Here is a 13249-nt window from a genome sequence, read left to right on the forward strand (position 1 = left end):
CGCCGGGCCCCGTCGGACCCTGTGGACAACTCCGATCATGCCCTCGTCAGGGCGGTCCGCCGGGTCCCGGGCGGGGCCGGACGGCCGTCCGCGGACCGGTCGGCGTTCAGGGGCAGACCGTGCCCGACGACGGGACCTTCCCGTCCAGCAGATAGCCGTCCACCGCCTCGCGGACGCATGGATCGCCGCTGTCGTACGCGCCGTGCCCCTGGCCCTTGTACGTCAGCTCCACCCCGACGCCGGGGCCGAGCGCGTCGACCATCTTGCGGGTGCCCTCGTACGGGGTGGCCGGGTCACCGGTGTTGCCCACGACCAGGATCGGTGCCGCGCCGGGCGCGCTGACGTCGGGATGGTCGGCGGCGCCCGCGACCGCCCAGTCCGTGCAGCTCACCATCGACCAGGCCAGATAGTCCCCGAACAGCGGGGACGCGGCGCGGAACCGCGGCAGCCGTGACACGACGTCGTCCGGGGTGTAGCGCGGCTTGTCGTCGGCGCAGTTGATGGCGACGTTCGCGGCCTGGATATTGCTGTACCGGCCGTCCTGGTTCCGGCCGTTCATGGAGTCGGACAGCGTCATCAGGATCTTCCCGTCGCCGTCGTACGCCTGCTGGAGACCCTCCGTCAGGTACTCCCAGAAGTCCTTGGAGTACAGCGACTGCGCGATGCCGCCGGTGGCCGCGGTCTGGGTCAGATCACGCGGGAACACCCCCGGCAGCGGCTTCTTCTCCAGGTCCGCGAGCAGCTTCGCGATCCGGTCCTTCACGTCCTGCGCGGTGTCCCCGACGGGACAGTCCTCCACCTGGGAGGTGCAGTCCTTCGCGTAGTTGTCGAGCGCCAGTTGGAAGCCCCGCGCCTGGCCGAGCGCGCCCTGCTCCGGGTCCTGCGTCGGATCGACCACCGCGTCGAACACCGCGCGGCCGACGTTCTTCGGGAACAGATGCGCGTAGACGCCGCCCAGCTCGGTGCCGTAGGAGATGCCGAAGTAGTGGAGCTCGTCGTCGCCGAGCACCTGGCGCATCAGGTCCAGGTCCCGGGCGGCGTCCGTGGTGCGCACCCGGGGGAGCACGCGCGCGGAGTTGTCCTCGCAGGCCGCGTTGAAGGCCCGGGTGTTGTCGACGAGCTTGCGCTGCTCCGCCGTGTCGTCCGGGGTGGCGTCCTGCTGGAAGTACTCGTCGAGCTGTTCGTCGTCCTCGCACTTCACGCCCGCGCTGCGGCCCACCCCGCGCGGGTCGAAGCTGACCAGGTCGTAGCGGGTGCGCAGCTTCTCGTACTCGCCGGCGAAGGCGGGCAGGGTGGTGACGCCGGAGCCGCCGGGGCCACCGAAGTTGAAGATCAGCGAGCCGATGCGCTCACCGTCCGTGCCGCTGGTGCGGGCGCGGATCAGGGCGATGCCGATGGTGTCGCCGTCCGGGTCGCCCCAGTCGAGGGGTGCCTTCAGGGTGGCGCACTCCCACAGTTCGCCGTCCGGCAGCGGGGACGGCGCGGGTCCGCCGCCCTCCGACTGGGCCGGGGCGGGACAGTCCTTCCACGTCAGTCGCTGTGCCGTCAGATCGTCGGCCTTGGGGTCCTTGCGGTCCTTGGTGTCGTCGCCACCGCATCCGGCGGTCGACGCGGACAGCAGGACGGCGGTCGCGGCGAGCGCTGCGGCACGCACAGGCAGAGGCTTGGGCATGCTCCCATCCTGTGGTTCCCGCGCGTGTGGCGCGCGGGACGGGGGCCGTGCGGGTGACCCCGTGCCGGTGGGCGGGGTGCGCGCACCGGCACGGGCTCGGAAACGGCCTACAGGGCGCCCTTGCGGGTGAGGTGGTTGAAGAACAGCCAGCCCGGCAGGACCGGCAGCCAGAAGGTCAGCAGCCGGTACAGGAGGACCGCGGGGGCGGCGACCTCCTTGGGCAGGCCCACGGCGATCAGACCGAACGTCAAGGTCGCCTCGACCGCGCCCACGCCGCCCGGGGTCGGTGCCGCCGACCCCAGCGCGTTGCCCGCGAGGAACACCACCGCGACACTGGCGAGGCTCAGTGACGTGGTCTCGTCGCCGAACGCCCGGATCGAGGCGTCCAGACACATCACGAAGCACGCCGTCAGCAGCAGCATCCCGCCGATGCCGGTGACCAGCTTCTGCGGACGCTGGAGCACGTCCAGCATGCGCGGGACCACCCCGGCGAACAGTGACCGCACGCGCGTGACGACGAACTTCCGCAGGAACGGGATCGACGTCACCACGAGGACCAGCACGGCGACGGTCAGCAGCCCCGCGATGACCGTCCTGGACGGCGACAGGGACGGCGTCTTCTCCGTGCCCGTCAGATAGCCGAACGACAGCAGCAGCAGGATGTGCGCGCCGAGCCCGAAGAGCTGCGAGGCCCCCACACTCGCGACCGCGAGCCCCGGTCGCACCCCGGCCCGCTGGAGGAAGCGGGTGTTGAGGGCGACCCCGCCGACGGCCGCGGGCGCCACCAGCTTCACGAACGACCCGGCGACCTGCGCGCCGACCGTCCGCAGGAACGGCACCCGCTCCGGTACGAAGCCCAGCAGGCTCATCGCGGCGGCGAAGTAGCTCAGGGCGGAGAACAGCACCGCGGCGGCGACCCAGCCCCACTGCGGGTCCTCGATGAGCGTCGCGAACTCGAAGTGGGTGAGCTGCGACAGCAGGAAGTACGCGGCGATGGCACCCGCGATGAAGCTGATCAGGGTGCGCGGCCTGATGCGCTCCAGCCGCGCCGGTTCCACCGGGGCCTGCGGACGGATACGCAGCACCTGGTGGCGGATCTGGGTCAGCAGGTCCTCCTCGCGCGCCTCCTCCATCGCGTCGTCCAGCGCGCGCTTCTCGGCCTGCCGCTCCGCGCGGACGGCCTTCTTCGCGGCCTTCTCGTCGCGCTCGGCCCTCTCGTGCGCGGCGAGCTTGTCGAGCACCGTGCGCGGTCCGTCGGAGGCGCGCTCCGGCGCGTGGTCCGTGCCGTCCGGCGTGTGCTCCGGCCCGGTGGGCGTGTGGTCCGTGCCGGTGGGCTCGGACGCCGCTGTGGGCGGCGCGGCGGGCGCGGTGGCCTCCGGGGGCCGGGAATCGGCCGCCGCGGCCTCCAGACGCTCCTGCTTGGCCGCCCTGGACGCTTCGAGTACGGCCTCGCGCTCACGTTCGGCACGCTCGCGGGCGAGCCTGCGCAGCGTCCCGCGCGTGGTGCGCGTCAACGCGATCGGCTGGAGCAGCGGCAGACAGTCGGCGATCACGTCCGGCCCGAGGACCGCCACCGCGGACCGCACGGAACGCTCGGCGCCCACCCGCAGCCCCAGCGTCGTCAGCAGCTGCGCGATGTCCATCCGCAGCACCACGTCACCCGCGGCGATCTCACCACCGCGCAGATCGGACAGGATCACCGTGCCGGAACGATCCACCAGGATGGCGTCGCCCGCGAGTCTGCGGTGCGCGATCCGGCGTGACTGGAGGGCCTGCACCTGGCACCAGGTGTCGTGCAGCAGGGCGTCGGTGATGTCGTCGTCGGGCAGCGAGTCCAGGGAACGTCCGCCCGTGTGCTCGTACACGAGCATCACCGCGTCCGGGCCCAGCTCGGACGTGGCGATCAGCTTCGGCGCGTTGGCGCCCGCGGCGATCGCCGCGTACGCGAGCAGCGCCTCCTGCTCCAGCGCCTGGCGCAGCGACTGGAGGCTGCGGCGGGTGGTGATCCCGCGCAGCGTCATCCGCCGCCACACCCGGTAGAAGAACCCCTGCGCCTGTTGCTCCCGGTCGACAACGGTGATGTCCAGCGGTGGACCGTCCTCCAGGGTGACGAAGTACCGTCTGCCCCGGTCCACGCTGTCGGTGTCGCCACCGGCCTCCTCGCGCGCGGCGCCCACCGGGTGGAACCCGACCCTGCGCAGGCCCGCCAGCAGCGTCTGGCCGGTGGGACGCACATTGGGCGACCCGACGGCGTAGAGCGTGCCGTAGGCGACCGTCCAGCCGATCAGGATCGTCAGGATGATCGAGAACGGGGTCGTGTAACCGGTGACGAGCATCGCGAACGCGTCGAGCAGCAGCACCACCCACAGCACGACCCGCCACCGCGGCCTGCGGGACATCCCCACGGCCGTCATATAGGCGATCACCGGTGCCAGATAGCCGTGCACCGGGTCCGTGAGGGCGTGGATGTCGGCGGGCGAGGGCTGGGTCAGCGCCTCCTGGATGGACGTCGGCGCCGACTGGGCGACCCACAGATCCGTGGCGAGTGTCACACCGTGCGCGAGGACGGCCGCGAGGACGCCGTCGGCGATCCGCAGACCGTCACGTTTGATGAGCCGCTCGACGGCGAAGGCGACCGGCACCAGCAGCACCGCGATGCTCGACGCCAGACCCGCGAACTTGATCAGCAGGTCCGGCGCCTCGTCGGTGCCCTTGCTGATGTCCTGTTCGAGCCCGGACGTCGTGCCGTGCGCGAACGCGGCGATCGACAGCACGACCGCGATGGCCAGCGCCCCGACGAGCAGCCGCATCAGGTCCGACGGGCGGTGCACGCGCGCGGGGAGCAGCGGTTCGTCGCCCTCGACCTCGTCGGCATAGGTGTCGGCCGCGGCCTCCAGCAGGTCGTCGGGGTCGGCGGGGCCCTCCGGGGTGAGCCGCGCCGGATCGCCGGGGGAGCGCACCGGTGTGCCCCCGCCGTCCGCCGGGTCCTTCGGCGCCTCGCCCGGCTCGGGGACCGACGACGTGCCCGGCGCGGGTGTCCCTGCGTCGGTGGTCGGGGTCTCGTCGGAATCCTTGTGCGCCTTCAGGGGCCGTTCTCCGGTGTCAGGGCGCGCCGACCCGACAGGGGTGCCCGCGCCTTCGGGGTGCGCGCCCTGCCGTTCCGCCGCGTCTTCTTCTTCTCGTATCACCAGTCACCGCCCGCACGATCCTGGCATGCCTCTCCGACAGAGGGGGGCATCAGGGTGCAATACGGCGACCGAGGGCCCTTCTCACCCGCTTTCCGTCGGTGTGGTGCGCCTTCCGTTCCCGCTCCGGCGCACTGTCGGTGGTGTGGGGCAGGATAGGACGGATGAGCGAGGAGAGCCGTTCGGCGGACCAACCACCGCAGTACCCGCCGTACGCGGAGCGGGTCCTCGATGTCGCCGAGCTGATCCCGGCGGGCCGGGTGATGACGTACGGCGATGTCGCGGAGTGGCTGGAGGAGGGCGGACCCCGACAGGTCGGCCGGGTGCTGGCCCTGTACGGCGGCGCGGTGCCCTGGTGGCGCGTCGTGCGCTCCGACGGCACGCTGCTGCCCGGCCATGAACTTCAGGCCCTGGAGCGGTACCGCGCCGAGGGCACCCCGCTGCGCGTGGTGAGCCGCGCGGCCCAGGGGCATCTGCCGCGCCTGGACATGCGCCAGGCACGCTGGGACGGACACCCACGGGAATGACGCCGTCGGTCGCCCACCCGCCGGCTTCCGCCCCGGCTCCCCCGTACGGGCGACAGCCGGTCCGTACGGGGGAGCCGGGGCACGTTCCGCCGCGCGGGCGCGTTCGGTTCGTGGACACCGTGCGTGACGCAAGGGCTTTCCGGGGTGCCCACGCGGCCCCGCGCGCCCGCGCCTCGCCCGTCGGCCACGCGGCGGGGCCCCGCCCCCGGATTCCGGCGGCGGACCCGTCCGCGCACCGGGGGGCGTAGCGTCGTCATCCGTCAGCAGCGTCCCCCACCCACCAGGGCCACCGCCCCGCGCGCGTGGCGGCACGCCCATCAGCACGACCACCAGGACCGGCGAACCACGTGAGCTCCTCCTCCACCACCAGGCGCCTGCCGCACCCCCGTGCGCGGCAGGGGAGCCCGGGCGCGTACCGGCTGGTGCGTACCCCGCCGGTACCGGTGGACCCCCCTCGTCTGGACGCGGGGCAGCGCGCGGTGGTTGACCACGGGCGCGGACCGCTCCTCGTCCTCGCCGGTCCCGGCACCGGCAAGACGACGACCCTCGTGGAGACGGTCGCCGCGCGCGTGGCCCGTGGCGACGACCCCGCGCGCATGCTGGTGCTCACCTTCAGCCGCAAGGCCGCCGTCGAACTCCGGGACCGGATGGCCCTGCGGATCGGCGCCGCCCGCGCCCCCCGGGCCACGACGTTCCACTCGTTCTGCTACGCCCTCGTCCGTGCCCATCAGGACAGCGAGCTGTTCGCGGAGCCCCTGCGGCTGCTGTCAGGGCCCGAGCAGGACGTCACGGTGCGTGAGCTCCTCGCCGGACAGATCGACCTCGAACGCGCGGGGCTGCGCCATGTGCGCTGGCCCGACGAGCTGCGCGCCTGTCTGACCACCCGGGGCTTCGCCGACGAGGTGCGCGCGGTCCTCGCCCGGACCCGTGAGCTGGGCCTCGCGCCCGAGGCCCTGGGCGCCTTCGCGGCCCGCACCGGGCGGCCCGACTGGGGCGCCGCGGCGGCGTTCCTCGCCGACTACCTCGATGTGCTCGACCTCCACGGCGTCATCGACTACGCCGAACTGGTGCACCGCGCGGTCCTGCTCGCCCGCCGGCCCCCGATCGCGGCGGCGCTGGCCACGCAGTACGACGCCGTGTTCGTCGACGAGTACCAGGACACCGACCCCGCGCAGGTCCGGCTGCTGGACGCGCTCGCGGGCGGCGGACGCACCCTGCTCGCGTTCGGTGACCCCGACCAGTCGATCTACGCGTTCCGGGGCGCCGATGTGAACGGCATCCTCGGCTTCCCGGACGCCTTCCGGCAGCCGGACGGCACCCCCGCGCGCGTGGAGGTGCTGCGGACGTCCCGCCGCTCCGGGGCCGCCCTGCTCGACGCCACCCGGCTCCTCACCCAGCGCATGCCGCTCACCCGGCTCCCCGCCGACCGGGTCCGCGCCCACCGCGAGCTGACACCGGTACGCGGCGGCGGCCGGGTGGAGGTGTACACGTACCCGACGCCCGGTACGGAACTCGACAATGTCGCCGACATCCTGCGCCGCGCCCATCTGGAGGACGGGGTGCCCTGGCGGGACATGGCCGTCCTGGTCCGCGCGGGCTCCCGCAGCATCCCCGCCGTACGGCGCGCCCTGACCTCGGCCGGGGTACCGCTCGACATCGACGGTGACGATCTGGCGCTGCGGCACGAGCCCGCGGTGGCGCCGCTGTTGCTGGCCCTGCGCGCGGTCGCGGAGGCGACCGTCGGGGCGCCCACGGCCGACCCCTCGGCGTCCGGGGCGACCACCGAAGGGGCACCCGCCGAAGCGGTGCCTGCCGAACCGGTGCCCCCGGACGAGGCGGCTGCGGGCGATGCAGCCCCGGGCGACGCATCCGTGGACGAGGCGCCTGTGGGTGAGCCGCTTGCGGACGAGATGTCTGTGGACGAGTCGCCTGCCGACGACGTACCCGGGAGCGAGGCGACCGCGGGCGAGGTGCCGGTGCCTGCCGGTGGGATGCCCGTGCCGGGGAGCGGCCCCGTGGCGGGCGGCGGCTGGCTCGACACCGAGACCGCGCTCACCCTCCTCGCCTCACCGCTCGGCGGTATGGACGCCGCCGATCTGCGGCGGCTCGGGCGCGCCCTGCGCGACGAGGAGCGGGCCGGGGGCCGCCCGGTCCCGCCGCCCTCCGATGTGCTGCTGGCCCGTGCGCTCGCCGAGCCGGAGCGCCTCGCCGTCCACGACCCCGCCTACGCGCGCGGGGCGCAGCGGCTGGGCGCGCTGCTGCGCAAGGCCCGTGAACGTCTCGCGGGCGGCGGTACCGCCGAGGAGGCCCTGTGGGACCTCTGGGAGGGCACCTCGTGGCCGCAGCGCCTGGAGCGGGCCGCCCGCCGGGGCGGGGCCTCGGGGCGCAACGCCGACCGGGACCTCGACGCCGTCTGCGCGCTCTTCGCCGCCGCGTCCCGCGCGGAGGAGCGCACCGGTGGCCGGGGCGCCCTGAACTTCCTCGTGGAGACCGAGGCCGCCGACATCGCCGCCGACACCCTCACCCGGCGCGCGGTGCGCCCCGACGCGGTCCGGCTGATGACCGCGCACCGGGCCAAGGGCCTGGAATGGCGGCTCGTCGTCGTCGCCGGGGTGCAGGAGGGGCTGTGGCCCGACCTGCGGCGCCGCGGCTCGCTGCTGGAGGCCGACCGCATCGGCCGGGACGGTCTCGCCGAACCGCTCACCCCGGGCGCCCTGCTCGCCGAGGAACGCAGGCTGTTCTACGTGGCCGCCACGCGCGCGAGGGAACGCCTCGTCGTCACCGCGGTGAAGGCACCCGCCGACGACGGCGACCAGCCGTCCCGGTTCCTCACCGAACTCGGGGTCGAGCCCAGGGACGTGTCGGGCCGCCCGCGCCGTCCGCTGTCGGTGCCCGCGCTCGTCGCGGAGCTGCGCGCCACCACCGTCGACCCCCGGGTCTCGGCCGCGCTGCGGGAGGCCGCCGCCCGTCGGCTGGCCAGGCTGGCCGCCCTGGACGACGGTGAGGGCCGCCCCTTGGTGCCCGCCGCCCACCCGTACCGCTGGTGGGGCATGGACGAGCCGACCGACAGCGTGGTCCCGCTGCGGGACCGCGCCAAGCCGGTGGCCCTGTCGGGCAGCGCCCTCGACCAGCTCGCCAACACCTGTGCCCTCCAGTGGTTCCTCGGCCGTGAGGTGAAGGCCGACGAGCCCGCGACCGCCGCGCAGGGCTTCGGCAACGTCGTGCATGTGCTGGCCGACGAGGTGGCCTCCGGACGCACCCCCGCCGATCTCGCCGTCCTCATGGAACGCCTCGACTCGGTGTGGGACGCGCTCGCCTTCGACGCGCCCTGGAAGTCGGCCCAGGAGAAGGAGCACGCGCGCGTGGCGCTCGAACGCTTCCTCCAGTGGCATGTCACCGACCGCGCGGGCCGCACCCCCGTCGCCAGTGAGCACGACTTCGACGTCACCCTGGAGGCGGGGTCCTTCGAGGTACGCATCCGGGGCTCCATGGACCGCGTGGAACGCGACGGCGAGGGACGCGCGTACGTCGTCGACTTCAAGACCGGCAAGCACGCCCCTTCCGCGGCGGAGGTCGCCCAGCACCCCCAGCTCGCCGTCTACCAGCTCGCCGTCACCGAGGGAGCCGTGGACGACGCCTTCGGCGGTACGGCCCCGCCGACGGGCGGCGCGGAACTCGTCCAGCTGCGGCAGCCCGCCGCCCGCAAGGACGGCGGCGAGAGCGCGCCCAAGGTGCAGGCCCAGGAACCGCTGTCCGGGGAGTGGATCGGGGACCTGCTCGCCACGGCCGCGGGCAAGGTCCTGGACGAGCGCTTCTCGCCCCGCCCCGGGCAGCACTGCGGTCACTGCGCGTTCCGCGCCTCGTGCAGCGCCCGGCCGGAGGGGCGGCACGTGGTGGAGTGACGGCGCCCGGGGCCCGGTTCCCGGCGCCCCCGGCGCCCAACCCCCCGGTTGCGGTCCTGCCCCGGTCCACCGGCCGTGCGGGGGCGTCGGACGCGATCGGTACCGCGCCGCCGGTGGGCCATCGCGCGTGGAGCCGGGTCCCGGCCGTGTGCCGTACCCGATCGGTCGGGGCTGTCGGTGGGCGCCGTTAGCCTTTTGGGTGTGTCCGCCCGTATCAGCGACCCCGAGCAGCTCAAGCAGCTCCTCGGCATCCCCTTCACCCCGGAGCAGATGGCGTGCGTCGTCGCGCCGCCCGCGCCGCAGGTCATCGTGGCCGGAGCCGGGTCCGGCAAGACGACCGTGATGGCCGCCCGTGTGGTGTGGCTCGTGGGTACGGGGCAGGTCGCGCCGGAGCAGGTCCTCGGGCTGACGTTCACCAACAAGGCCGCGGGGGAACTCGCGGAGCGCGTCCGCAAGGCCCTGGTCAGGGCCGGTGTCACCGACCCCGACGGGCACGACCCGGACAATCCGCCGGGCGAGCCCGTGATCTCCACGTACCACGCCTTCGCCGGGCGGCTGCTGACCGACCACGGGCTGCGCATCGGCCTGGAGCCCACCGCGCGGCTGCTCGCCGACGCCACCCGCTTCCAGCTCGCCGCCCGGGTCCTGCGCGAGGCGCCGGGCCCCTACCCGTCGCTGACCCGCTCGTTCCCCGACCTCGTCAGCGATCTCCTCGCCCTCGACGCCGACCTCGCGGAGCACCTCGTACGGCCCGACGCGCTGCGCGCGCACGACGCCGAGCTGCTGCGCGCGCTGGAGGGCGCGAAGCTCTCCAACGCCGATCTGCGCAAGGTCCCCGAGGCCGCCGCCGCCCGGCGGGAGCTGACCGAGCTGGTCGGTCACTACCGCGCGGCCAAGCGCGCGAAGGACCTCCTCGACTTCGGTGACCAGATCGCGCTGTCCGCGACCCTCGCGCGGACCCGGCCGGAGGTCGGCACGATCCTGCGCGACGAGTTCCGGGTGGTGCTCCTCGACGAGTACCAGGACACCTCCGTCGCCCAGCGCATCCTGCTGTCCGGGCTCTTCGGCGAGGGCACCGGCCACCCCGTCACCGCCGTCGGGGACCCCTGCCAGGCGATCTACGGCTGGCGCGGGGCGTCCGTCGCCAACCTGGACGACTTCCCCGAACACTTCGCCCACGCCGACGGCAGCCCCGCCGCCCGCCAGTCGCTCAGCGAGAACCGCCGCAGCGGCGGACGCCTCCTCGACCTCGCCAACGGTCTGGCGGAGCCCCTGCGGGCCCGGCACGCGGGCGTGGAGGCCCTGCGGCCCGCCCCCGGCGCCGAACACGACGGCATGGTCCGCTGCGCCCTGCTGAACACCCACGCCGAGGAGATCGACTGGATCGCCGACTCCCTCGCCCACCTGGTGCGCACGGGCACCCCGCCCGGGGAGATCGCCGTCCTGTGCCGCACCGCCGCCGACTTCGCGCGCATCCAGGGCGCGCTGGTCGCCCGGGACGTGCCCGTCGAGGTCGTGGGCCTGTCCGGGCTGGTGCACCTGCCGGAGATCGCGGACCTGATCGCCGTCTGCGAGGTGCTCCAGGACCCCGGCGCCAACGCGTCCCTGGTGCGCCTGCTCATCGGCCCCCGCTGGCGGATCGGCGCCCGTGACCTCGCCCTGCTGGGGCGGCGGGCCCGGCTGCTCGTACGTCACGCGCGCGTGGCCGACGACGACGCGGCCGACCTGGGACGCCGTCTCGCCGAGGCGGTCGAAGGTGTCGACCCCTCCGAGGTGGTGTCCCTCGCCGACGCCCTGGACACCTTCCTGGAACACCCCACGGATACCGGTGACGACGGACTGCCGTTCTCGCCCGCCGCGCGGGTGCGCTTCGCGCGGCTCGCCGCCGAACTGCGTGATCTGCGCCGCTCCCTGGCCGACCCCCTGATGGACGTGCTGCACCGTGTCCTCACGGTCACCGGTCTGGAGGTCGAGCTGTCCGCTTCACCGCACGCCCTGGCCGCCCGCCGCCGGGAGACCCTCGCCAACTTCCTCGATGTCGCGGCCTCCTTCGCCTCGCACGACAGCGAGGCGGGCCTGCTCGCGTTCCTCGGGTTCCTGCGTACGGCCGTCCAGTACGAGAAGGGCCTGGACAACTCCCTGCCCGGCGGTGAGAACACCGTCAAGGTGCTCACCGCCCACAAGTCCAAGGGCCTGGAATGGGATGTCGTCGCCGTGCCCGGCCTGGTCAAGGGCACCTTCCCCAGCGCCCAGGGCCGTGAGAAGTGGACGGCGCAGGGCAAGGTCCTGCCGCACTCCCTGCGCGGGGACGCCGACACCCTGCCCGATGTCACCGAGTGGGACGCGCGTGGCCTCAAGGCGTTCCACGAGGACATGAAGGCCCACCAGCACACCGAGGAACTGCGCCTCGGGTACGTCACCTTCACCCGTCCCCGTTCCCTGCTGCTCGGCTCGGGGCACTGGTGGGGCCCCTCCCAGAAGCGCACCCGGGGCCCCTCGGACTTCCTGCGGGCCCTGTACGACCACTGTGCCGCCGGTCAGGGCGAGATCGAGGCATGGGCGGACGAGCCCGGCGAGGACGACGAGAACCCGGCCCTGGCCGCCGCCTCCGCGGACCAGGCGTGGCCGCTGCCCCTGGACCCGGTGTCGCTGGCCCGCCGCCGTGCCGCCGCGGACACGGTCCTCGCCCACCTCGCCCGCCTCACGGACACCCCGTCCGGCGCCCCCGGCGGCCCTCCCGCGCGCGGCCCCGCCCCCGGCACCCCCACCGGCCCCCGGGACCCGTCCGCGGCCACCTATCCCGACGACCCGGCAGCCCCCCCGCCCCCGGCGGAACCGGACGACCCGTACGAGCCGCAAGACCCCCACGAGACCTACGAGACCCACGAGCCGCACGACCCGTACGGTCCCGAGGAGGTCCCCCCGGACGACGCCCACGCGCCCCACCCGGAGGGCCTCCCCGAGGACACCGCCGACTGGGACTCCTGGTCCACGGAACGCCCCGCGACCGCCGGGAGTCCGACCGCCGGGCGGCCCCTGCCCGACGCCCCCCACGCGCGCGTGCCCGCCCAGCAGACCGCCCCCGCCGACCACGGCCACACCGCCCCCTGCAACCCTGGCCGCACGGACGCCCCGACCCCCGCCACGGACACCCCCGCCGGCCCCGCCACGGACGCCCCCGCCACCGACGACCGGACCGGCGCCCCCGGGCTCACCCCCGAGGAAGCCCGGTCGATCGCCTCCTGGGACCGTGATCTGGACGCCCTCACGGGTGAGCTGCTGCGGGCCCGGCAGGGCGTCACCGAGGTGGCCGTCCCGCCGTCCCTGACCGCCTCCCAGCTGATGCACCTCGCGGCGGACCCCGACGGCTTCGCCCAGGAGCTGGCCCGCCCGATGCCGCGCCCGCCGCAGCCCGCCGCCCGCCAGGGCACCCGCTTCCACGCGTGGGTCGAGGCCCGCTACGAGGAGCTGCGGCTGCCCCTGCTGGAGCCGGACGACCTCCCGGGCGGACAGGCGGAGATCGCCGACGAACGCGACCTGGAGGCGCTGAAGGCGTCCTTCGAGCGCACCCCGTACGCCCGGCGCACCCCCTACCGGGTCGAGGCCCCCTTCCAGCTGGACCTCGCGGGCCGGGTCGTACGGGGCCGCATCGACGCCGTGTACCGCGAGGGCGAGGGCGCGGACACCACGTACGAGATCGTCGACTGGAAGACGGGCCGGGGGCGCGACGCCGATCCGCTCCAGCTCGCGGTGTACCGGCTGGCCTGGGCCGAGCAGCGGGGGGTGCCCCTGGAGGCGGTCACGGCGGTGTTCCTCCATGTGCGCAGCGGGGAGACCGTACGGCCCGGGAGGCTGCCGGGGCGGGCGGAGCTGGAGCGGCTGCTGAGCGGCGACAGTGGCCCCCCGCCCGTGCTCACAGAACCACCGGACGAGTCCGCCCCGGTGGGCGGATAGGCTCGACAT

Annotated in this window: 5 protein-coding genes; 3 read left to right on the plus strand and 2 right to left on the minus strand. The window is 74.5% G+C overall.

All coding sequences use genetic code 11. From position 1 onward, the window contains the following. Window positions 1-106: 106 nt before the first annotated feature. Both AB852_RS07350 and AB852_RS07355 read right to left on the minus strand, forming a co-directional pair. A complete protein-coding gene (locus AB852_RS07350) occupies window positions 107-1672 on the minus strand; it encodes an alpha/beta hydrolase (protein ID WP_073784687.1) in 1566 nt (521 codons plus the stop codon). 107 nt (window positions 1673-1779) lie between these two features. Continuing rightward, complete coding sequence (locus AB852_RS07355; protein ID WP_405674854.1) at window positions 1780-4572, minus strand: lysylphosphatidylglycerol synthase transmembrane domain-containing protein; 2793 nt, start codon at window positions 4570-4572, stop codon at window positions 1780-1782. 449 nt (window positions 4573-5021) lie between these two features. Here AB852_RS07355 and AB852_RS07360 point away from each other — a divergent pair, with 449 nt between their 5' ends. The 3 genes from AB852_RS07360 (at window position 5022) to AB852_RS07370 (ending at window position 13240) form a co-directional block, all read left to right on the plus strand. Next, entirely contained in the window at window positions 5022-5384 is a 363-nt protein-coding gene (locus AB852_RS07360; RefSeq protein WP_073784691.1) for an MGMT family protein, read from the plus strand. A 347-nt stretch (window positions 5385-5731) separates the two neighbouring features. After that, window positions 5732-9286: an ATP-dependent helicase gene (locus AB852_RS07365; RefSeq protein ID WP_073784693.1), complete on the plus strand. Its 3555-nt coding sequence runs from the start codon at window positions 5732-5734 to the stop codon at window positions 9284-9286. Between the two features lie 201 nt (window positions 9287-9487). Then, window positions 9488-13240 carry an ATP-dependent DNA helicase gene (locus AB852_RS07370; RefSeq protein ID WP_073784695.1) on the plus strand — a complete coding sequence of 1251 codons (3753 nt, stop codon included), beginning with the start codon at window positions 9488-9490 and terminating at the stop codon, window positions 13238-13240. Window positions 13241-13249 lie beyond the last annotated feature (9 nt).

This window comes from Streptomyces uncialis (assembly GCF_001905345.1).
GTDB lineage: Bacteria > Actinomycetota > Actinomycetes > Streptomycetales > Streptomycetaceae > Streptomyces > Streptomyces uncialis.